The organism is Pseudarthrobacter sp. LMD1-1-1.1 (assembly GCF_040676255.1).
Lineage (GTDB): Bacteria > Actinomycetota > Actinomycetes > Actinomycetales > Micrococcaceae > Arthrobacter.
The window spans coordinates 106,146-127,461 of record NZ_JBEGHP010000023.1 but is presented as its reverse complement, the minus strand read 5'-3'; the positions used below and the strand labels follow the sequence as shown (position 1 = coordinate 127,461).

At 67.5% G+C, this 21,316-nt stretch carries 15 protein-coding genes; 8 read left to right on the top strand and 7 right to left on the bottom strand.

What is annotated here, in order from left to right; all coding sequences use genetic code 11:
- Positions 1-11: 11 nt before the first annotated feature.
- A complete protein-coding gene (locus MRBLMD1_RS14195; RefSeq protein WP_364400719.1) occupies positions 12-1,802 on the bottom strand; it encodes an NAD(P)/FAD-dependent oxidoreductase in 1,791 nt (596 codons plus the stop codon).
- Between the two features lie 142 nt (positions 1,803-1,944).
- On the opposite strand from MRBLMD1_RS14195, the gene MRBLMD1_RS14190 reads away from it, so the two are divergent.
- Positions 1,945-3,264, top strand: a complete 1,320-nt coding sequence (locus MRBLMD1_RS14190) for a GAF domain-containing protein (protein ID WP_364400716.1) — start codon at positions 1,945-1,947, stop codon at positions 3,262-3,264.
- 329 nt (positions 3,265-3,593) lie between these two features.
- Positions 3,594-5,579, top strand: coding sequence for a S8 family serine peptidase (locus tag MRBLMD1_RS14185; RefSeq protein ID WP_364400713.1), 1,986 nt, complete (start codon positions 3,594-3,596; stop codon positions 5,577-5,579).
- A 16-nt stretch (positions 5,580-5,595) separates the two neighbouring features.
- Here the strand turns inward: MRBLMD1_RS14185 and MRBLMD1_RS14180 are convergent, their stop codons facing one another.
- Positions 5,596-6,378: an SDR family oxidoreductase gene (locus MRBLMD1_RS14180; protein ID WP_364400710.1), complete on the bottom strand. Its 783-nt coding sequence runs from the start codon at positions 6,376-6,378 to the stop codon at positions 5,596-5,598.
- 190 nt (positions 6,379-6,568) lie between these two features.
- Between MRBLMD1_RS14180 and MRBLMD1_RS14175 the strand changes: the two genes are divergently transcribed.
- Positions 6,569-8,158, top strand: coding sequence for an alkaline phosphatase D family protein (locus tag MRBLMD1_RS14175; RefSeq protein WP_364400707.1), 1,590 nt, complete (start codon positions 6,569-6,571; stop codon positions 8,156-8,158).
- A gap of 385 nt (positions 8,159-8,543) precedes the next feature.
- Positions 8,544-10,772, top strand: coding sequence for a PKD domain-containing protein (locus MRBLMD1_RS14170; RefSeq protein WP_364400705.1), 2,229 nt, complete (start codon positions 8,544-8,546; stop codon positions 10,770-10,772).
- 27 nt (positions 10,773-10,799) lie between these two features.
- Here MRBLMD1_RS14170 and MRBLMD1_RS14165 read toward each other — a convergent pair whose 3' ends face one another.
- The 3 genes from MRBLMD1_RS14165 to MRBLMD1_RS14155 all read right to left on the bottom strand — a co-directional run bounded on the left by MRBLMD1_RS14165 (position 10,800) and on the right by MRBLMD1_RS14155 (position 14,498).
- Positions 10,800-12,059 carry a S8 family serine peptidase gene (locus MRBLMD1_RS14165; RefSeq protein ID WP_364400702.1) on the bottom strand — a complete coding sequence of 420 codons (1,260 nt, stop codon included), beginning with the start codon at positions 12,057-12,059 and terminating at the stop codon, positions 10,800-10,802.
- A gap of 97 nt (positions 12,060-12,156) precedes the next feature.
- Positions 12,157-13,158, bottom strand: coding sequence for a hypothetical protein (locus MRBLMD1_RS14160; RefSeq protein ID WP_159632646.1), 1,002 nt, complete (start codon positions 13,156-13,158; stop codon positions 12,157-12,159).
- 74 nt (positions 13,159-13,232) lie between these two features.
- Positions 13,233-14,498 carry a S8 family serine peptidase gene (locus MRBLMD1_RS14155; protein ID WP_364400700.1) on the bottom strand — a complete coding sequence of 422 codons (1,266 nt, stop codon included), beginning with the start codon at positions 14,496-14,498 and terminating at the stop codon, positions 13,233-13,235.
- A gap of 219 nt (positions 14,499-14,717) precedes the next feature.
- Here MRBLMD1_RS14155 and MRBLMD1_RS14150 point away from each other — a divergent pair, with 219 nt between their 5' ends.
- Positions 14,718-15,938 carry an MFS transporter gene (locus MRBLMD1_RS14150; protein WP_364400697.1) on the top strand — a complete coding sequence of 407 codons (1,221 nt, stop codon included), beginning with the start codon at positions 14,718-14,720 and terminating at the stop codon, positions 15,936-15,938.
- Positions 15,939-16,023: 85 nt separating this feature from the next.
- Here the strand turns inward: MRBLMD1_RS14150 and MRBLMD1_RS14145 are convergent, their stop codons facing one another.
- Positions 16,024-16,866, bottom strand: a complete 843-nt coding sequence (locus MRBLMD1_RS14145; protein ID WP_364400694.1) for an esterase/lipase family protein — start codon at positions 16,864-16,866, stop codon at positions 16,024-16,026.
- A 351-nt stretch (positions 16,867-17,217) separates the two neighbouring features.
- Positions 17,218-17,883 carry a DUF3841 domain-containing protein gene (locus tag MRBLMD1_RS14140; protein ID WP_364400691.1) on the bottom strand — a complete coding sequence of 222 codons (666 nt, stop codon included), beginning with the start codon at positions 17,881-17,883 and terminating at the stop codon, positions 17,218-17,220.
- A gap of 186 nt (positions 17,884-18,069) precedes the next feature.
- Here MRBLMD1_RS14140 and MRBLMD1_RS14135 point away from each other — a divergent pair, with 186 nt between their 5' ends.
- The 3 genes from MRBLMD1_RS14135 to pdxA are packed head-to-tail and all read left to right on the top strand — an operon-like array spanning position 18,070 to position 21,265.
- Positions 18,070-19,059, top strand: a complete 990-nt coding sequence (locus MRBLMD1_RS14135) for a 2-keto-3-deoxygluconate permease (protein ID WP_364400688.1) — start codon at positions 18,070-18,072, stop codon at positions 19,057-19,059.
- Positions 19,056-20,261, top strand: a complete 1,206-nt coding sequence (locus MRBLMD1_RS14130) for a four-carbon acid sugar kinase family protein (RefSeq protein WP_364400685.1) — start codon at positions 19,056-19,058, stop codon at positions 20,259-20,261. The genes MRBLMD1_RS14135 and MRBLMD1_RS14130 overlap by 4 nt, the downstream gene beginning before the upstream one ends.
- Entirely contained in the window at positions 20,261-21,265 is a 1,005-nt protein-coding gene (gene pdxA / locus MRBLMD1_RS14125) for a 4-hydroxythreonine-4-phosphate dehydrogenase PdxA (protein WP_364400682.1), read from the top strand. Before MRBLMD1_RS14130 ends, pdxA begins: the two co-directional genes overlap by 1 nt.
- Positions 21,266-21,316 lie beyond the last annotated feature (51 nt).

Genomic DNA, 21,316 nt, shown 5'->3' with positions numbered 1-21,316 from the left:
TGTAAACGCGGCTAGCGGGTGTGGTGGCTGGGCTGCAGTTCGTAGACCGGTGTGTCGAGTCCTTCCATCCGGGCCTTCAGCTGCAGCGCCAGGTAGGCGGAGTAGTGCCGGCTCTGGTGCAGGTTGCCGCCATGGATCCAGAGGTTGGGCACGTTGGTGGGCTTCCACATATTGCGCAGCTCCCCCTCCCACGGACCAGGGTCTTTTGGCGTGTCTGAGCCATATCCCCAGCATTTGCCCACCCGGTCCGCGATTTCGGGCGAGACCAAGTCCGCCAGCCACCCGTTCATGGACCCGTACCCGGTGGCGTAGACGATCAGGTCCGCTTCCAGCTCGGTGCCGTCGTCCATCACCACGGCGTTGCCGGTGATCTTGGTGACCTGCCCGTTCTTCAGTTTCACCCGGCCGTCGATGATCAGCTGGGAGGCGCCTACGTCGATGTAGTAGCCGGAGCCGCGCCGCAGGTACTTCACGAACAGGCCGGAGCCGTCCACACCAAAGTCCAGGTCGAACCCGGCGGCCTCCAGCTGGGAGTAGAACCCGGCATCCCGGGATGCCATCTCCTGGTACACCGGCACCTGGGCCCCGGGCAGGACGCGCATGGGCAGGGAGGCGAAGAGCAAATCGGCCTTTTCCGTGCTCACGCCGGCCGCGAGCGCCCGCTCCGAGTACAGGTCCCCCAGCGCCAGGTCCATCAGGGATTCGCTGCGGGCAATGTGGGTGGAGGACCGCTGCACCATGGTGACGTCGGCGCCGTGCTCCCAGAGGTCGGCGCAGATATCGTGCGCCGAGTTGTTGGAGCCGATCACCACGGCTTTCTTGCCCGTCCAGTCCCCGCCGCCCGGGTGCTGGGAGGAGTGGCGCTGCTCGCCCAGGAAGGACTCGGCGCCGTCGAAGACCGGGATGTTCGGGTAGCCGGAGACGCCCAGGGCGAAGATGAGCTGCTTCGGCCGGAGCGTCACCGGTTCGCCGTTGCGAAGGACGTTGACCGCCCATTCCTGCGTGCCGTCGTCGTACGCTGCCCCCACGCACTCGGTGCCGGACCAGTAGTTCAGCTCCATGATGCGGGTGTAGTGCTCCAGCCAGTCACCGATCTTGTCCTTGGCGGCGAAGACGGGCCAGTCGTCCGGGAACTTCAGGTAGGGCAGGTGGTCGTACCAGACGGGGTCGTGCAGGTGCAGGGACTTGTAACGGTTGCGCCAGGAGTCGCCGGGGTTCTGGTTCTTCTCGACGATGATGGTGGGCACGCCCAACCGCTTGAGCCGGGCGGCCAGGCCAATCCCGCCCTGGCCGCCGCCGATGATCACGCAGTAGGGCTGCTCCTCGTAGCCGAGCCGCGCCTCCTGCTCCTCTTTGAGTTCCTTCCAGGACCGGCGGCCGCGGACGATCTCGTGGGCCACGCCCTGCTCGCGCCGCGGACCCTTCTTTTCCTCGAAGCCCTTCAGCTCCTGCATGGTGGTCAGCAGCGTCCAGCATTTGCCGTCCCGGAGCCGGAGGTGGCCGTAGCCGCGGGCCGCGCCGGTCTCGAACGTGATCCAGGCTTCCACGGCGTCCCGGTCCCCGGTGGCGTCCTCGGCAAGCGCCCAGTTGGCCGGCTGCACGCGGTCCAGGGTGGCCTCCAGCATCCGGCGGATATCCGCCTTTCCTTCCAGCGTCTTGAGGTTCCAGGTGAACGCCACGAAGTCCCGCCAGTAGCAGTCGTCCTCGAAGAGCTCCAGCGCGGCGTCCACGTCGCGCCGCTGCAGCGCCTCATCCAGCCCGGCAAGCCAGGCCTGGGCGGCAGCCGTGGGTGTTTGGGTCATCTCCACTCCTTTGTGCTGTTTCATGGGCTCCGCCTGCCCGATATGCTGGGGCGGGCGTGAGCTGCATCACCAGTTGAACGCGGCGGGGGTAACAGCGGCGTTACACGGATCCGGCAAGGGAGCCGGCTGCGAGGAGGAAACGGTGGACTACGGCCAGAGGTTTTCGGACCCGGCGCGGTACGCACGGACGCTGCGGCGCGCGCACGAGCTGGTCATCGCCGGTGTCCCGCGGCCCGAGATCCCCACGCCGCTGGCGGAGTCGTGGCGGCGCTCCATGGCCCTGGGCATCAGCCCGGACCAGCACAGCCCGCGGCACCTGCACGAGGTGTCCGAGGTCCTGGAACTGCGGCGGGAACACCGGCTGCAGCAGGTGATGCCGGCGCTCCACGACCTCCTGGCCGATGATTCCCGGTCCGGCCGCCACCTGCTGGTCCTCACCGATGCCAGCGGCGAGATCCTGTGGCGCGTGGGCAGCCCGGCCGTGCTCCGGCGGGCCGACACGCTGGAGTTCTCCGAAGGCGCGGACTGGTCCGAGGCGGGCATCGGCACCAACGCCATCAGCGAGGCCCTGGTCACCGGCGGCCCCGTGCAGCTGTTCTCCGCCGAGCACCTGGTGCGCACGCACCACGAGTGGGCCTGCACGGCGGCACCCATTACAGACCCGGCCACGGGACGGGTGCTGGGCGTGCTGGATGTCTCGGGACCGCTGGACACCATCAGCGCGGACACGCTGCGGATGGTGCGGTGCGCCGTCCGGGTGGCGGAGGCCGTGCTGGGAACGTCCGACGGCGGCACCTCCCCGGGTGCCTCCTCTTCCGTGGGTGCGTCTTCCGGGCGTGCGTCTTCCGGGCGTGCGTCGCGGCGGCCTGCGCCTACTGCAGCCCGGTCCGTGGCGGTGGAGTCGCTGGAACTGCTCGGCGACAAGCCCGCGGCGGTGTTCGCTGACGGGAGCCGCACGCCGTTGACCCTGCGCCGGGCGGAAATCCTGGCGCTGCTGGATTCGCGGTCGCAGGGCTGGTCCGCGGAGGAGCTGGCCTACGAGCTGCATGGGGAGGCCGGAACCCCGCAGGCCATCCGGACCGAGATGTTCCGGGTGCGGTCCATGCTGGGCGGTGCCGTGGAGTCCAACCCCTACCGCCTGGCCCCTGGCCTTGCGGGACATTCCGATTCCGGGATGGTCCTGCGGTTGCTGCGCGACGGGCATGTGGCCGAAGCGCTGGAAGCGTACCGGGCACCCCTGCTGCGCCGGTCGGTTGCCCTTGCCGTGCAGCTGCTGCGGGACCAGCTGGACCTGGCCGTGGGATCGGCCGTGCGGGCCGGCGGGGACACCTCGCTGCTGGTTCAGTGGCTTTCCACGGACATGGGAGCTGTTGACCAACTGGCGGTCGAGGCACTGGGCCGGTTGGTGGGCCGCCGTGATCCGCGGTACCTGGCCTTCCGGGCGTCCTGCCCTGCTGGTTGAGCGCGCCAAGGTGGGGCCGACGCTTCCGTAACCGGGGAGTTGTAAAATGGCCGGGGTCACATCGTCACGCGCTACTCCTGCGCTGGAGAACAGACCCCGGGCTCAGCCGGGGCTCCTGGACAGGACGGGCAGTGTGGACCAGGGAATGGTTTCCGTTTCCGCCGAAAGCTGGGGAGCACAAGGGGTGTCTGGGGCTACCGAATTTACTGCCGGCGGTTGTACCCGCTGCCGGTGGGCAACACCTGCCTCCTTTGCAGTGCCCGGAACGGCCTGCGGAACCGCTCGAGGTTTATTCACCGCAGGATGGATCGGTCACTAGGAGGCCACCCATGTCATTTTCCAAGCGATTCAGGGGCTCCGCCGGCGCGGTGCTGGCAGCCGCGGCTGCCGTCACGCTGACGGCTCCCCCGGCCACGGCATTCACCCCTGCGGCGACCGTCGCTCCCCTGCCCTCGCCCGCAGTCAGCGGTGGCGCGCAGGCTGCCGGCCCCTTGGCCGGTGACGAGGGCCGCTACCTGGTCAGTTTTACCAAGGGCTCGGACGTGGCAGCGGAGGCGCAGTCCCTTCGGTCCCAGGGGGTGCGCGTCGGCAGGACGTTCTCCGCAGCGGTCCGGGGAGCGGCCATCACCGCCACCAAAGCGCAGGCGGCTGCCCTGGCACATTCGCCCCGGATCTCCCTGATTGAGCCGGATTCGCCCGTTTCGGTTTCCGACACCCAGCAGTCACCGCCCTGGGGCCTGGACAGGATCGACCAGCGGGCGCTCCCGCTCTCGAACACCTTCACGCCCACTGCCAGTGGCGCGGGCGTCAGCGCCTACGTCATCGACACCGGCGTCCTGGCGGAAAATACGGACTTTGGCGGCCGGGTGGCCGCAGGATGGACGGCCATCGCCGACGGCAAGGGCAGCAGCGACTGCAACGGCCACGGAACGCATGTCGCCGGCATCATCGCCGGAAAGACCTTCGGGGTGGCCAAATCAGCCAGCGTGGTTCCGGTGCGGGTACTCGGCTGCGACGGGTCCGGGTATGACTCGGACGTCATCGCGGGGCTCGACTGGATCGCGTCCCAGCATGCCGCCGGCACGCCCGCGGTGGCCAACCTCAGCATTGGCGGCCCCACCAGCACCACGCTGGATGACGCCATCAGGGGAATCATCAATGACGGCGTCACAGCCGTGGTGGCTGCCGGAAACGCCGCGGTGGACGCGTGCACCACCTCCCCGGCACGGGTGGCCGAGGCCCTGACCGTCGCCGCCACCGATTCCTCGGACCGGCAGGCAGGCTTCTCGAACTACGGGAGCTGCGTTGACCTGTACGCGCCGGGCGTGGGCATCCAGTCCGACTGGGACACCTCCACCACCTCGGTAGCGACCTTGAGCGGCACGTCCATGGCGTCTCCGCACGTTGCCGGTGCTGCGGCGCTTTCCCTGTCGCGGAACCCGCAGCAGACGCCGGCTGCGGTGGCAGCGGAACTCACGTCCGCCGCCACCCAGGGCACTGTCACCAACGTGTCAACAGGCACCCCCAACCGCCTGCTCTTTACCGGCCCGGCCGCGGCTCCGGTGGCGAGGGACTTCACCAGTGACGGCAAGGCAGACCTCCTCGCACAGGACGGCAACGGGAGCCTGTGGACCTACCCGGGCCAGGGCAACGGCCTCTTCGGCTGGCGCATCAAGGTGGGCGACGGCTGGAACGTCATGACGGCGGTCAGCGCAGCAGGCGACCTCACGGGAGACGGGCAGCCTGACCTCATTGCCCGCGACACCAACGGGACTCTCTGGACCTACCCGGGGCTCGGCAACGGCCTCTTCGGCTGGCGGATCAAGGTCGGCGACGGCTGGAACGTCATGACCGCCATCAGCGCAGCAGGCGACCTCACCGGAGACGGCAAACCGGACCTGATTGCCCGCGACACCAACGGGACCCTCTGGACCTACCCCGGCCTCGGCAACGGCCTCTTCGGCTGGCGGATCAAGGTCGGCGACGGCTGGAACGTCATGACCGCCATCAGCGCAGCAGGCGACCTCACCGGGGACGGCAAACCGGACCTGATTGCCCGCGACACCGACGGCACCCTCTGGACCTACCCCGGCCAGGGCAACGGCCTCTTCGGCTGGCGCATCAACGTAGGCCCCGGCTGGAACGTCATGACCGCCATCAGCGCAGCAGGCGACCTCACCGGGGACGGCAAACCCGACCTCGTCGCCCGCGACACCAACGGGACCCTCTGGACCTACCCGGGCCAGGGCAACGGCCTCTTCGGCTGGCGCATCAACGTGGGCCCGGGCTGGAACGTCATGACTGCCATCAGCTAGGGGCCGGTCCCATCCGTCACCAGACGGAGTCACCTCGCAGGACAGCGTCGCTGCCGCCGTCAACGTAGACAATCTGACCGCACAGGTGCGTGTTTTCGGCGCTGTTGAGCCAGGCCAGCAGGCGGGCAACGACGATGGCGTCCGCGATGCCGTTCAGTGGCATCGGGACCTGTTTCAGCAGCGCCTCCCGCTCCTCTTCGGTATCGATCAGCTCGGCTGTCATGGGGGTGGCGATGACACCAGGCGCCACGGCGTTCAGCGGGATCCCGGCCCCCGCCCAGGCTGCAGTGGAAGCCTGCCGGCGGACCCACCGCGACAACGCCAGCTTCGTGGAGGAGTAAATGAGGCCGCCGGTGGTGGCTGGTTCCTTGGCCAGGACCCCGGCCCGGGCCACGGAACCGGGCTCGTCCCCCGCGGTGAGCAGCGCTACCAGCTCATCGTCGCTGGCCATGAGTGCCGCCATGGAGGACACCACCACGGCGCGGGGTGCCTCCGACCCAGCCAGCAGCGGCCGGAGCCCGTCCACCGAGGCGACGGTGCCGAAGAAGTTCACGGCCACCGTGGCGGGAGCCGGGATGGCGAGCCCGGCCACTGCGTAGATGGCATCGATCCTGCCGCCGCTGACTTTTCGTACCGCGTCCACCAGGCCGGCGCGGCCCTCCGCGGTGGAGAGGTCAGCCACCACCTCCGCATCATGGAGATCCACTCCGATCACGCGTTCGCCCCGCTGCTCGAGCAGGTCCTTGGTTGCCTTGCCGATGCCGGACGCGGCACCGGTGATAACGGACGTGCGGGGCATGGTGGTGCCTTCTTTCCCTAACCGGATGGGTCGGCCCCAACTCTGCCCGGCAGGCCCTGCGGAATCCAGAGTCCAAAGGCCCGTCCACCGCGGCATCCAAAGAAATGATTAACAAGGCTTGTCACGCCGTTAACCGCGCATTCATATCCTCCTCAAAACCTGTACAACGGCTGGAAATAGCGTGGGAGCCATGGACAACATCTCCCGCAGAACCCTCATCTCCGCCGGCCTCGGAGCCGGCCTGGTTGCCGCCCTGCCGAATGCCGCCGTCGCTGTTTCCACCGCTGACGACGCCGGCCTCCGCACCGATCCCTTTATGCTCGGCATCGCCTCCGGCGAGCCGTGGCCGGATGGCTTCGTGCTCTGGACGCGCCTGGCGCTGAACCCCGTGGCGGAGGACGGGCTGGGCGGCATGCCGTCGCGGCCGGTGGCGGTGCAGTGGGAGGTGGCCGAGGATCAGGGCATGAGGAACGTGGTGGCCCGCGGCGTGGAGCAGGCCCGTCCTGAGGCCGCGCACTCAGTGCACGTGGAACTGCGGAGCCTGAAGGCAGGCCGCGAGTACTTCTACCGGTTCCGCGCCGGCCGGCACGTGAGCCCCGTGGGCCGAACCCTGACCAGCCCCGCGCTGCACGAGACCCCCGCCTCCCTGGCCATGGCGTTCGCCAGCTGCGCCCAGTACGAGCACGGCTACTTCACCGCATACCGCCGCCTCGCGGAGGACCACCCTGACCTGGTGCTGCACCTTGGCGACTACCTCTACGAGTACAAGAAGGGCAGCTACGTGATCGGCGGTGGCAACCCGCGGGACCACGAGGGCCCCGAGACCGTCACGCTGGAGACCTACCGGCAGCGGCACGCCCAGTACAAGGCCGACGCCGATCTGCAGGCCGCGCACGCCATCGCACCCTGGGCAGTGGTCTGGGATGACCACGAGGTGGACAACAACTGGGCCGACGACGTGCCGGAAAACAACGACGCCGGCCAGCTCAACGACAGCACCGAGCACTTCATGCAGCGCCGCGCCGCCGCGTTCCAGGCCTACTACGAGAACATGCCGCTCCGCCCGTCGTCGCTCCCGTCCGGCCCAGACATGAAGATCTACCGCAGGATCCAGTGGGGCCAGCTGGCCAACTTCCACATGATGGATACCCGGCAGTACCGCGACGATCAGCTCGCCGGTGACGGCTGGAAGAAGAACGTGACTGAGCGGCTGGCGGAGGACCGGACCATCACCGGCGCCGAGCAGGAAAAGTGGCTGCTGGACGGATTCAGGAATTCCACCCAGCGGTGGGACATCCTGGGCCAGCAGGTCTTCTTCGCCGAGCGGGACCGCAACAAGGCACAGGAGATCGACGACGTGTCCATGGACGGCTGGGACGGGTACGCAGCCTCCCGCCGCCGCATCACCCAGGGCTGGGTGGACGCAAACGTCCGGAACGCCGTCGTGCTCACTGGCGATGTGCACCGCAACTGGGCCAACGACGTCAAGGTGGACTACAAGGATCCTGCCTCCCCGGTGGTGGGTTCGGAGCTCGTCTGCACCTCCATCACGTCCACCGGCGACGGCACCGGCTCCACCACGGACGCCACCATGGCCTGGAACCCGCACCTGAAGTTCTATAACGACAACCGCGGCTTCGTGAGCACGCGCATCACCAGGGACGCCGTGACCGCGGACTTCCGGGTGCTGGACCACGTGACGACGCCGGGCGCCCCGGTTTCCACGAAGGCCTCCTTCGAGATCCGCGACGGCGTCCCGGGGCTGCAGCCGCGCGCCTGACCTTCCGCGGGGACGCGTTTGCGTGACTTATGGGCCTCTTGCTGGTGCAGCACCCTTCATTTGCGGGGTTTCCTGCTCCTCTCGAAGCCAAGAGTGACGCAAACGCGTCGATGAGGCTGCCGGCGGTGTAGCCCAACAGTCACCTGGAGGTTGGCGTGCTCCGCGGGGTCAAGCAGCGGGCAGAGTCCAGCACGTGAATACCCGTAGCCCTAGGCAACAAAAACAGGTACCACTTGTCCTTGTAGGGGTACCTAATGGAGCCTACTCTTGGTCCCCTAGGGGTACCTTCGTGTTCCCCCAGGGGGTCCGCGCCGGGCTGGGCCGGCGAACACGACCTCAGCGGAAAAGAGAATCTGCCTAAAGCATCAGCGCCCAGGAGCCGGCCATGAAGATCGCAGTTTCCCCCAGGTGGTTGCGGCACGCGGTGGTCCTGGCACTGGTAGCCGGAATGGCCCTCGTCGCGTCTCCCCCGGCATCCGCCGACTCCGTCTACGGCACCCCCAGCATCACCTATTCAGGCGTCGCCAATCCGCCTACCTCTGACAAGCCGCAGAGCAAGCTCTGGTGGAATGACGGCTCCTGGTGGGCCGACATGTGGACCAGCGGCAGCGGCTGGAGCATCTACCGGCTGGACCGCCCCAGCGCCACCTGGGTGAACACGGGCGTGGTCAATGACACCCGCGGCAGCACCCTGGCGGACACCATGTGGGACGGCAGCCACCTCTATATCGCCTCGCACGTGGTCACGGTCTCCACCGACGCCAACCCGGTGCCCTCTGCCGCCGGACAGCCCGCCTACCTTTACCGGTACAGCTACGCCGGCGGGAAGTACACGCTGGACGCCGGGTTCCCCACGGTCATCACCAACAACAGCAGCGAATCGATGACCATCGATGAGGACAGCACCGGCGCCATCTGGGCCACGTGGACGCAGGTGGCCGGCAACAAAACCAGCGGATTCACCAACACGGTCTACGTCAACAACTCGGCGCCCGGCGGTTCCAGCTGGGCTGCGCCGTTCGTCCTCCCGGTCTCCAACCCGCACCCGGCAGCGGACGACATCTCCGCCGTGGTGTCCTACAACAAGAACAAGATCGGCGTGATGTGGAGCGACCAGCTCACCGGCTCGGTATGGTGGGCCTCGCGCACGGACGGGACCTCCCCCACCGCGTCGTCGTCCTGGAACTTCCAGCCGGCCATCCGCGGCCAGGGGCAGGCCGATGACCACCTGAACATCAAGTCCCTGCAGTCGGATACCAGCGGCCGGGTCTTCGCCGCGGTGAAAACCAGCCTGAACGACATCTCCAGTGATCCCACCCTTCCGCAGCTTTTGCTGCTCGTCTTCAAACCGGGCACGGGATCCTTCACACAATCGACCATTTCCACCACCGGTGACTGCGTCAGCAGGCCGCAGATTGTCCTGGACACCCAGAACAACCTGGTCCATGCGTTCCAGACCGCCCCGCCCACCTCGGTCAGCGGCTGCGCGTACTCCGGGGTTGCCGGCAGCATCTACGAGAAGACGGCGTCCATGGACAACCCGGTCTTCGGCACCGGCCGCGGGACTCCCATCATCCAGAGCGCCTCGTCGTCCAGCATGAACAATGTGACCACCACCAAGCAAGGGGTGGACAGCTCCACGGGCATCGTGGTCATGGCCAGCGACGACGTGGCCAAACGCTACTGGTACTCGGACCGTCCGCTGGGGCCGGCCGTAACAGCGCCGGTGGCGTCCTTCTCGGCCTCCCCCACCTCCGGGAACGCGCCGCTGAACGTCGCCTTCACCGACACGTCCACCGGCACGCCCACGTCCTGGGCCTGGGAGTTCGGCGACGGCGGCACGTCCACGGCGCAGAATCCCGCCCACAGCTACGCGGCAGCCGGTACCTACACCGCGAAGCTCACCGCCACCAACAGCGCCGGTTCCAGCTCGGCTAGCACCACCGTCACTGTCAGTGCAGCCACAGCGTCCGCCGGCATCACCGCCGTCGGCTCAGTGACCACCTACGCCGGAACAGCTGCCTCCGCCGTCGCCATCAGCGCTCCCGCCGGTACTGCGGCCGGCGACGTCCTGGTCGCCGCCATCACGGCGGACCTGAACCCGGCCATGGCATCCGTCCCGGCGGGCTGGACTCCGCTGGTCAACGGCCTCGGCATCAACAGCTCGTCCACCTCCGGCGCCAAGGTCTTCGTCTACTACCACGTGGTGGGCGCCTCGGATCCTGCCAGCTACTCGTGGACCCTCGGCACCGCCGTGAAGTGGGGCGGCGGCATCACCGGCTACCGGGGCGTGAACACCACCGCGCCGCTTGACAGCCCGGTCGCGATGGCCGTGGACGCCACGTACACCGCCACCAGCATCACCACCCCAGGCGTCACAACCGCCACCAACGGCGCCATGCTGATCGGCGGTTTGGGGTGCGACTGCGCCTCCCCGATAGTGTCGTCCGCGCCCAGCGGCTGGACCCAGCGCTGGCAGGCCGCCGGTGGCCAGATCGCCGAGCTCGCGGACAAGGTCCAGGGCACGGCAGGTTCAGCCGGGACGGCCACCTGGACCCTGGGCGGGGCGCGTGCGGTTGCCGCCTGGCAGGCCGCCCTGAAGCCCGCGGGCTAGGCTCCGGCCGCGGGCTGCTTCACCGGGCTACTTCACGGCGGCGGCCGCGTTGACCCTGCCGTATGCCCAGTAGGTGCCGGTACCGGGAACATCGTCGGCAGTGGATTCCACGTCTGCCCGGATGGACGCGTTCGTCGCGCCGGGGTGTGCGCTCCAGGCGAGGGCGGCGGCAGCGGCCACGATGGCTGAGGACATCGAACTGCCATTGCCCACGTCGTAGCCCTGCGAACGGTTGTTCTGTGTTGCCAGGACGAACGGGTGGTTGGGGAACGTGGAGTAGACGTTCACGCCGGGCGCGGCGATGTCCACCCAGCTGGCGCCGTAAGTGGAGAACGAGGCCTTGGCGTCGTTGTTGTCGGTGGCGCCGACGGCGATGACGTTGGGGTAGGCGCCCGGATAGATCTTGGTCTGGTTGCCGCCGTTGCCCGCCGCAGCCACCAGCACCACCCCCTTGTTCCAGGCGTTGTTGACGGCGGCTTCCAGGGTGCGCGACGCCCGCACTCCCAGGCTCATGTTGATCACCCTGGCACCGTTGCTGACCGCCCAGTCGATGCCGCTTGCCAGGCTGGAGCTGGACCCCACGCCACTGTCGTTGAGGACCTTGCCGGCCAGGATGGTGCAGCCCGGGCAGACGCCGGCCACCCCGATGGTGTTGTCCACGGTGGCGGCGACGTTGCCGGCCACATGGGTGCCGTGGCCGTAGTAGTCCTCCGCGACGGGGTCGCCGGCCTTGGTGGCTGAGCTGCTGAAGTTGGCGCGGGCCACCACCTTGGGGGCAATGTCCGGGTTGTCGCTGGCGACGCCGGAATCCAGGACGGCGACTTTGGTGCCGTTGCCGGTGGTGGTGTTCCACGCCTCGACGGCGTCCACATCAGAGTCCTTGGTGCCGGCAGGAACCGTGATGTCGCCGGCGGTGTTGGTGAACGACTGGCCGTCATTCTGCAGGGCGTACTGGCGGGGGAAATATTGGTCAGAGGTGGCGGCACCCACCGGCTGGTCCGGTTCGGCGTATTCGACGGCGGGGTCCCGGCTTAGTGCGTCGATGAGCTGCGTTTCGCCTCCCGCGGCAACGCTGACCAGCTGGGCGCCCGTGCCGCCGATGCTGGACCCACCAGCGAGGCCGTGCCGTTGGAGGACGTTGGCGGCAGCACCGGCGTCGCGGAACTTGACGATGATGTGCCCCGGCACGGCAGGCGCACCGTGCGCGGCGGTCGCGGGTAGGGCCAGCGGGACAGGGCCAAGCACCATGACTGCTGCCGTGAGACCGGCGGCGAAGAGTTTTCTCATGCGGGCTATCTTTGCCCTGAGCCGGGCAGTCAGGCTAGGGGTAAAAGCCCCAAAGATGGGCTCCGCCGCGCGCCGCGGGCAGGATCACCAGGCGTGGTCACGGCGCGGAGCGGGTTCCCGAATCCTCGCCTGACCCCGTGGTTGCCACGAAGTTCCAGTCGAATGAACCGTCGGCATGGAGCGTCAGCCGGAGGAACCCGTGGGTGTCGCTGAACCGCTTTGCGATGTACGGCGGACTGCTGGTGAAAGGACGCAGGTCTATGCCTCCCGTCGAAACCTGGAACGCGGTCATGCCCTCATCGACGCACTTGTCTGCCTTGTTGACGGGACAGGACCGCTCGTAGTTGTGCTGTGAACCGGACAGGGTCAGCCGGACGCGGTGCTTCCACATCACATCGATCCACGGCTTCTGGGCAGCAGTCCGCCGGTGCTCGCTCGTCTCCGACGTGAAGTACGGCTCGTGGTACACGACTGCCAGGTGCTGGCCCGCCGCCTCCGCAGCAGCAAGATCCTTGTCCAGCCAGCCGGTCGCGGCCTTGGCCTCCGCGGTGTCGTACCGCCACAGCGCGGAGGGCAGGAACGCGAAGTGCCATTTTCCGAAATCCCTGGAGTACGGCTGGCCGTTCGCGATGAACCCGCGTTCCTCGTTGATGGCCGCCTTGTCCGGGGACCCCGGGCATTGGCCGTTCATGAAGTTGTCCAGGTCTTCGTTGCGGCCGGGTTCCCAGTCGTGGTTCGGGCCGGACACCCAGTACATCTTGGGCAGGGTGCCGCCCCACAGTGGTTTCCAGAAGTTCACGTAGTCCTCGCAGCGTCCGGTGCTGTACTGGAAGTCCCCGAGCCCCAGGAACGCGTCAATATCGTTGGTCCTGACCAGTTTGGTGATGGCGGCGCCGTTCCGTCCGGATGGGCTGTCCGGGTCAGTGTTCGCAGGGGGGTTCATGTCGCCCACAGCGGCGATATGGATGTCCGGCGCCGGTGACGCGCTGCCCGGTGGAGACGGTGTGCCGGTGCAGCCCGTGGCAAAGAGCGCCAGCAGGGCGGCGCCTGTTGCTGCTGCACGCCGAAAGCGCCTGGATCGAGGGAGCGCTGGCTGCATCCCGTTGCCTCCTTCGGGAATCAGGACCGGACGGCGGGAGGACGACGGCGGGCCCGCACCCCCGCCTGCCACGCTCAACAACCCGCGGCGCCCACTGCTTTGCAGGCGTTCACCCGGCCGTGCGCCCAGTAGGAACCCGTGCCGGTGATGGGATCAGCTGAGGATTCCACCTTGGCGCGGACGGATGCGTTTGACGTGCCCGATGGGGTGCTCCACACAAGCGCGGCAGTGGCGGCGACGATGGGTGAGGCCATTGACGTGCCGCTGAGGATGTCGTAGCCGGGCGAAAGCTTGTTCTGCGTACCAAGGACGGACGTGTAGGTCGGGAGGGTCGAGTAGACCCGGACCCCCGGGGCAGCGACGTCCACCCACTTGCCGTACGTGGAGAAGGACGCCTTGGCGTCATTGTTATCGGTTGCTGCTACCGCTATGACGTTCAGATAGGCGCCCGGGTAGACCTGGGCCTGGGTACCGGCGTTGCCGGCCGCGGCTACGATCACCACTCCCTGGTTCCAGGCGTTGTTCACGGCAGCTTCGAGGGTCCGTGACGACACCCGCTGGCCCAGGCTCATGTTGATGACCTTGGCACCCTTGCCGACAGCCCAGTCGATGCCCTTGGCAATGCCCGAGGAAGAGCCGGACCCGCTGCTGTTGAGGACCTTGGCGTCCAGGATGGAACAGCCCGGGCACACACCTGCCACGCCCAGGGAGTTGTCCGCCGTGGCCGCCACGATGCCGGCCACGTGGGTGCCGTGGCCGTACTGGTCGTAATCCTCCGGGGCGAGGATCTGGGTGTCGCTGAAGTTTGCCCGGTCCACCACTTTGGATGAGATGTCCTCGTGGTTGACGGCAACCCCGGAATCGATGATGGCCACCCGGACGCCGGTTCCCATAGTGACGTTCCACGCCTCGACGGCGTCCACATCGGCGTCCGTGGTGCCCGCGGCGACGGTTACCGTTCCGTCGGTGTTCGTGAAGGATTGGCCCGTGTTCTGCAGGGCGTACTGCCGGTCGAAGTACGGGTCTGCCGTGGCGGCAGTAACCAGTTCGTCCGGTTCGGCGTACTCAACAGCGGAGCTGCGGCCCAGCGCCGCCACGAGCTGCAGTCCCCTGCCCGCCGGCACTGTGATGAGGTGGGCGCCGGTGCTGCCTATCGCCGGCCCGTCGGTGAGCCCGTGCTGGCCCAGGACCCCGGCAGCGGCGCTGTTGTCCCGGAATTTGACCAGGATTTGTCCCGGTACGGGCGAGGACGGCGGGGCGGCGTTCCCCGGGGCAGCCGCCGTGACGGCGCCGAGGACCAGGACCATCGCAGCCAGGCCTGCGGTAAGCATCTTTTTCATGGCTTATCTTGCGCCCCACAGGCCACACCTGAACAGGCCTGGCCACAAGCAACTCTGGCAAGAGGAGTTTCGCCCGGCATGTTCGCTGATCGAACATTTGTACGTTTAATGAACTTCGCGGTAGCCTCCCATGAGAAAGCATGCCGTGGATCACTCCCCCTGGTGACCGGGCTCGCATCGCGGCGTGCCGCTCCCGCTTCCCTGATCAAAGAGGATTACATGACTACGTCTCCTTCCACCCGCGCGTCACGCTGGCCGGTCTGGCTTTGCTGGCTGGCCATGGTCCTGGACGGCTTCGACCTGGTGGTGCTCGGCACCGTCATTCCCACACTCATCAAAACCGGCGAGCTTGGCTTCGACGCGGTCGGCGCCACGCTGGCCGCCACCATCTCCCTCGTCGGCGTCGGGCTCGGCGCACTGTTCATTGCCCCGTTGTCGGACAGATTCGGGCACCGCAAGCTGCTGGTTGCCTGTGTCCTGTGGTTCTCCATCTTCACCATCGCGGTGATTTGGGCGCCCAACGTGGCATGGTTCAGCACGTTCCGGCTGCTGGCCGGCCTGGGGCTTGGCGCCTGCCTCCCGGTTGCCCTGGCCTACATGAACGATTACGCCCCCGCCGGCTCCGCGGGCAAGTCGACCACCCGGACCATGACCGGCTACCACGCGGGCGCAGTGGCCACGGCCTTCCTGGCGCTGATGGTCATCCCGGACTGGCGCACCATGTTCGTGGTGGGCGGCATTGCGGGCCTGGCCTTGGTGCCCCTCCTCTGGTTCAAGCTCCCCGAGACCCTGCCGGCAGAACGGGAGGCCAAGAAGCAGGAGCAGGGCAGTGTCCGCGACCTGGCGAAGAAGCCGTACCCACTGGTGGCCTTGGCCATTGCTGCGGCCTCGTTCATGGGGCTCCTGCTGGTGTACGGCCTGAACACCTGGCTGCCGCAGCTCATGGCGTCCGCCGGCTATCCCGTCAGCGCAGGCATCTCGCTGCTCCTGGTGCTGAACCTAGGCGCCGTGGCCGGCCTGATCATCGCCGGCATCCTGGCGGACAAGCACGGAACCAAGCGGATCGTGCTGCTCTGGTTTTGCCTGTCCGCGGTCTGCCTTGCCCTCCTCAGCGTCAAGGTTGACAACGCCATCCTGCTCAACGCCCTGGTCTTCGTCACGGGAGTGTTCGTCTTCAGCTCCCAGGTCCTCGTGTACGCCTGGGTCAGCCAGCTGTTCCCGGCGCGGCTGCGCGCCACCGCCCTCGGTTTCGCCGCGGGCGTGGGCCGCGTGGGCGCCATCGCCGGACCTGCCGTGACCGGCGGACTGGTGGCCGCCGGCATCGCATACCCGTGGGGCTTCTACGCTTTCGCCGCCGCCGGCGCCCTGGCCGTCGTGGCACTCGTGACGGTACCGCAGGTCATTTCCGCCCGGAACCCGGCGCCGGAGCACGCAGGCTAAGCAAACGCAGCCGGGCGCTTTAGACACCACGACGGCGGGAGGCCGGCTTTCAGGGCCGGCCTCCCGCCGTCGTACTTCTTTACGCCTAGATGCAGGCGGGCTGGTAGGCGGGATCTGCCGGACCCGAGGCCTGGGCCAGGGCGTTGGCCACCAGCTGGTGCACCACTGGATCGTTGGGCGTCTGGTCGTGTTCGATAACGTCGGCCGGGCACTTGTCCTGGATGGTGATGTTGGTGACCTGCCGGGCGCTGCCGCTCAGGAACTGGCTGTTGTACGGGATGACCACTTCATCATGGGTGGTGGAAATGACCGTGTAGGCGGGGCCGGCGACGGTATCGCCGATCGAGTTCAGCTCCTTCATGAAGGGCGAACCGGCCTGCTGGTCTGCGCACGCGGCGCATCCGGCGGCGGTGTAGTCGGGCGTGGGCACCAGATCCGGCGGCGGAAGGATCACGCCTTCGGTGCCGTGGTTGGACGGTGCGATGCCGACAAGCTGGTGGACGTACTTGGCCCCGCCCAGGAAGCCCATGTAGTAGCGGGGCATCATGCCGCCCTGGCTGTGGCCCACCAGGTCCACCTGCTTGGCACCGGTGGCGGAGCGGACGGCGTCCACGAACGGGGCGAGTTCCTTCGCGGAATCCTTGACCGGGGCCGTGGCGTAAACGCCGTTGGTGGCACCGTAGTTGAGGGCGAAGACGCAGTAGCCCTGGCTCTTGAGGTCCGGCGAGAGTGTGGACCAGTTCTTTTCCATGCTCTCGAAGGTCCCGGGAACCAACACCACCGGGTAAGGGTGCTCGGCTGAAGGTTTGCAGGACCAGTCGTTGGCCCCGGGCGGGGAGATGTCGACGGCCTGGGCGGGAGCGGCCATCAATGAGGAGGCGAGGACCGCAGCGGCGGCAACGGACAGGGCTCGGCTAAGCAATGACATGGAAACCTCTTTGTTCGTCTGTCTATGGGGAAGCCGGGCTGATGGTCTTGGGGGTGTCCATCAGGTCCGGCCGGGGTTTTCCATGCTGGCAGTGGTGCTGCTCCTGCGCAGCGGAAGTGCACGAACGTGCGGCCAAAACCCATGCTTACCAGCAGCAGCCTCCGCGACCAGTGTGACCCACAGCACGCGTGTTGTTACTGGTGAGTAGCTAAATGAGGGCATGCCAGCGGCGGGCCAAGCGACCACAGGTGTTTGCACGAATGTGCAGTTTCGGCCGGCGACGCCGGTGGCGCCGGTTTCCCGCGGCCGGCACTCAGGCCAACCTCGGGAACTCCCGCACCGGACGGGCTCCTACCGCGGGTTCAGCCGCACGGCACTGACGACGTCCTCGGCGTACAGAACATGCGCCGTTGCCTGCACAGTGTCCCACCTGCCGTAGGTCGACGGGTCGAGGAACTGCTCCCAGCTCCGCTCGAGATCCCTGCGCACGTCCTCGGGCCAGTCCCGGAATCCCTTTCCAAGCACACCGGCTGCGCCCTTCCGGTCTTCGACTTCGTCCCAGATCCGGTCCCGCCGTGCCTCGTAGTCATCATCGCTTTCACCGGGCAGTTCCAGCACGTGCGGAATGCCGCTGAGGGCGCAATGCCAGTCCCACTGGTGCGAGAGCAGCACCCGTTCCCGCGGAATCCGGCACGTGAGCAGGACGTCTCCCCGGTTGCGCCTGCAGCTGTCAACCAGGTATTCACGGGTAGTGCGCGCCCAGAACCAAAGGGCGCCTTCGCCGCTGGTGGGAAGGCGGCGGTCCATCTCCCGGAACATCCAGGCATAGGCGTCGGCGAACAGCGGTTCCGCCAGATCTGGGTCCGGAAGGAGCTGCCCGGTCGAAAGGAGCTCCTCGAAAGCATCCTCGGTCTGGAAGGTGTGGAGCAGGAGACGGCTGGCGGTCAGGTCATAGCCCACCCGGCCGGCCGGCACAGCACGATCAGCGCGGGAACGGGCAACAGGAAATTTCGGCACAGGCAGAGCGTAAAAGCTGCCCCTGACATCGCGACGGCGCGAGGGCAGATTGTTCGCCAATCATCCGAATTGCGCGTTTCGCGCAAATAGCCTTGCGCTAATCGCGCAGTAGTGCCTATGATCTACATCATGCTTTTGGGCGGCCCGCCCGACCTCCCCCTCCCCAAACAACAATGAGGTTGCTTTATGTCTGTCCCAATCAAGGCCACTATGGAAAAGGTTCCTGGCGGCATGATGCTGATCCCCCTGCTCATCGGCGCCGTCCTCGGCACCTTCGCCCCGGATTCCGCCAAGTTCTTCGGCTCCTTCACGGGCGCGCTCTTCACCGGCGGCACCACCATCCTTGCGGTCTTCTATGTCTGCATGGGCGCGAGCATCGATATCAAGGCCACCCCGTACATCCTGAAAAAGGGCGGCGTGCTGTTCGGCAGCAAGGTCCTGTTCGCCATCATCATCGGCGTCATCGCCGGCAGGTTCATGGGTGAACTTCCCATCGACGGCGGACTGCTCTCGGGCCTCTCGGTCCTGGCCATCCTGGCCGCCCTCAACGACACCAACGGCGGCATGTACATGGCGCTCATGGGCCAGTACGGCAAGCCCAAGGATGTGGCGGCCTACTCCGTGATGACCCTTGAATCCGGGCCCTTCCTGACCATGGTGACCCTCGGCGTCGCCGGTCTCTCAGCTTTCCCGTGGCAGGCCCTGGTGGGCGCCGTCATCCCGCTGCTCCTCGGTGCGATCCTGGGCGCCCTGGACCCGGCCATGCGCAAGTTCCTCTCCGCCGCGGCACCGGTGCTGATTCCGTTCTTCGCCCTGGCCCTCGGCTTCGGCCTGAACCTGGGCCAGGTGCTCAACGCCGGACTGCTGGGCGTCGGCCTGGGCCTGTTCGTGCTCATCGCCGGCGGCGCCGTGCTCTTCTTCGCTGACAAGCTGACCGGCGGCTCGGGCATCGCCGGCCTCGCGGCAGCAACCACTGCCGGCAACGCCGCCACCGTTCCCATGCTGGTGGCCGCCGCCAACCCGGCCTACTCTGCCGCAGCCGGCCCCGCCACCGTGCTGGTGGCAGCCTCCGTGGTGGTCACCGCCATCGGCTGCCCCCTCATGGTCGCTTGGTACGCTAAGCGCCTGAAGGCCAAGCAGACCGTGGAAACCCGCGAGGTGTCCCCAGCAGTATGAACGCCACCGCAGCCAAGCGCTGGGCAATCATCGCCGACGACCTGACGGGAGCGGCAGATGCCGCCGCAGCCTACGGACCCACCCACAGCAGTTGCGTGATCCTTGACCTGGCCTCCACGTGGCCGGAGGCGGACATCCTGTCGGTCAACACCGAGAGCCGCTACCTTGCGGCGGAGGAGGCTGCCTCCGCCGTGGCTGCCGCGGTGGCACAGGCCCTTGGGCAGGACCGGCAGGTCTTCAAGAAGATGGACTCGCTGCTCCGCGGCAACCTCGGCCCGGAGATTGCCGCAGCGCTGGCCAGCGTCCGTAACGGCCGCGGCAGGGGCCTGGCACTGGTGGCCCCTGCCTTTCCGGCCACGGGAAGGACCACCGTAGGTGGCATCGTCCACGTCAACGGTGCGCAGAACGCGCAGGGAAGGTTCGACGGCGACGTCGCGGCAGCAGTTGCCGCCGGAGGTCTTTCCGCTGAACTGGTGGGCCGGGACACCGCACGCACCCCGGAGGACCTGGCGGCGCACCTGCAGGACATTCGGGACCGCGGGACTGACGCCGTCGTACTTGACGCGGTCTCTGACGATGACCTTCAGCAGATCGCCGCCGCGGCAGCCCTGCTGGACTTCCCCGCCCTCTTGGTGGGTTCCGGCGGGCTGGCCGGGCACATTGCCGCACGCGAGGAAGGACGCGATGTCCTTCGTGACCACGCACAGCACGTAAAGCGGACGCTGACCGTGATCGGCAGCTACTCCGGCCTCGCCCGGCAGCAGACCGAGGCCCTTGTCGCCGCAGGTGCCGAGCACATCACGCTGGACCACCAGGCGCTGGAGGACCCGACGGTTGCCCGGAAGGTGGCGGCCGCGATGCTGCGGACCGACGTCGTGCTGACGCCAAATCCGATGGGTGCCGTGGACAAGTCGCAGGCACTCGTCGTGGCCGAAGCGCTGGCGAGGGCCACTGCCGGCGGCATCGGGAACTGCGAAGCGCTGATCCTGACGGGCGGGGAGACGGCGACGGCGGTCCTCAAGGCGCTCGGCGTCGGCAGCTTTACCGTCCTGGGCGAGGTTGAGCCCGGCGTCGTGATGAGCCTGCTGCCCGTGCCCCTCCCCCTCCTGGTCACCAAGGCCGGCGCCTTCGGCGACGCCGGCACGCTGGCCAGGACCACACAGTTTTTCTCTAGCACAACGACTGAAATGAGTACCAAGTAATGGGACGCCCGATCGTAGCCATCACCATGGGGGACGCCGCCGGCATTGGCCCGGAAATCATCGTCAAGGCCCTGGCTGACAGCGAACTCCGATCCAAGGCACGGATGCTGGTCATCGGCGATCTTCGCCGACTGCAGCTCGCCGCGGACATCGTCGCCAGCCCGCTGGCCCTGCGGAAGGTGGCCGAGCCGTCGGAGGCGCTGTTCCAGGAAGGCACCATCGACGTCCTCGACATTGACTGCATTCCGGAGGACCTCGCCTGGGGCGAGCTGTCCGCCGCCGCGGGACATGGCTCGTACCTGTTCATCGAGAAGGCGGTGCAGCTGGCGATGGACCGAAAGGTGGACGCCATCTGCACAGGCCCCCTTAACAAGGCGGCCCTGCACGCAGCCGGGCACAAGTTCCCCGGCCACACCGAGCTCCTCGCCGAACTGACCGGCACCGAGGAAGTGTCCATGATGCTGACGGCGCCGAAGATGCGCGTCATCCACGTGACCACCCACATCGGGCTCATCGATGCCATCGCCAAGATCAACGGGGACCTGGTCTACCGGACCATCAAGCGCGGGTATGAACTGCTGCGCACCTCCGGCATCGAGAACCCGCGGATCGCTGTGTGCGCCATCAACCCGCATGCCGGTGAGAACGGGCTGTTCGGCTACGGCGAGGAGGCGGAGAAGATCCAGCCGGGCATCGAGAAAGCGCAGGCGGACGGGATCAACGCCTTCGGTCCCCTCCCGGCGGACACCCTGTTCTTCCTGGCCGGCCGCGGCGACTTCGACCTGGTGGTGGCCCAGTACCACGACCAGGGCCACGGCCCCGTGAAGGTCCTGGGCCTGGAGAACGGCGTCAACATCACCGTGGGGCTCCCCGTGGTGCGGACGTCCGTTGACCACGGCACGGCCTTTGATATCGCGGGCAAGAACATTGCGGACCACGAGTCGCTGCTCGAGGCCCTGCGGCAAGCTGTTGACCTGGCGCCGGCGCGGGACGAGGCTGTGTAGCTGACGCTTGGTGCGGCCGGTCAGCGCTACTGGCCGGCCGTTGCTGTCTAT

Excerpts from the sequence above, each read along its gene's own strand:
- MRBLMD1_RS14195 (WP_364400719.1), bottom strand. The coding sequence starts at position 1,802 with ATGACCCAAACACCCACGGCTGCCGCCCAGGCCTGGCTTGCCGGGCTG.
- MRBLMD1_RS14185 (WP_364400713.1), top strand. The coding sequence starts at position 3,594 with ATGTCATTTTCCAAGCGATTCAGGGGCTCCGCCGGCGCGGTGCTGGCA.
- MRBLMD1_RS14180 (WP_364400710.1), bottom strand. The coding sequence starts at position 6,378 with ATGCCCCGCACGTCCGTTATCACCGGTGCCGCGTCCGGCATCGGCAAG.
- MRBLMD1_RS14175 (WP_364400707.1), top strand. The coding sequence starts at position 6,569 with ATGGACAACATCTCCCGCAGAACCCTCATCTCCGCCGGCCTCGGAGCC.
- MRBLMD1_RS14170 (WP_364400705.1), top strand. The coding sequence starts at position 8,544 with ATGAAGATCGCAGTTTCCCCCAGGTGGTTGCGGCACGCGGTGGTCCTG.
- MRBLMD1_RS14165 (WP_364400702.1), bottom strand. The coding sequence starts at position 12,059 with ATGAGAAAACTCTTCGCCGCCGGTCTCACGGCAGCAGTCATGGTGCTT.
- MRBLMD1_RS14160 (WP_159632646.1), bottom strand. The coding sequence starts at position 13,158 with ATGCAGCCAGCGCTCCCTCGATCCAGGCGCTTTCGGCGTGCAGCAGCA.
- MRBLMD1_RS14155 (WP_364400700.1), bottom strand. The coding sequence starts at position 14,498 with ATGAAAAAGATGCTTACCGCAGGCCTGGCTGCGATGGTCCTGGTCCTC.
- MRBLMD1_RS14150 (WP_364400697.1), top strand. The coding sequence starts at position 14,718 with ATGACTACGTCTCCTTCCACCCGCGCGTCACGCTGGCCGGTCTGGCTT.
- MRBLMD1_RS14145 (WP_364400694.1), bottom strand. The coding sequence starts at position 16,866 with ATGTCATTGCTTAGCCGAGCCCTGTCCGTTGCCGCCGCTGCGGTCCTC.
- MRBLMD1_RS14135 (WP_364400688.1), top strand. The coding sequence starts at position 18,070 with ATGTCTGTCCCAATCAAGGCCACTATGGAAAAGGTTCCTGGCGGCATG.
- MRBLMD1_RS14130 (WP_364400685.1), top strand. The coding sequence starts at position 19,056 with ATGAACGCCACCGCAGCCAAGCGCTGGGCAATCATCGCCGACGACCTG.
- pdxA (WP_364400682.1), top strand. The coding sequence starts at position 20,261 with ATGGGACGCCCGATCGTAGCCATCACCATGGGGGACGCCGCCGGCATT.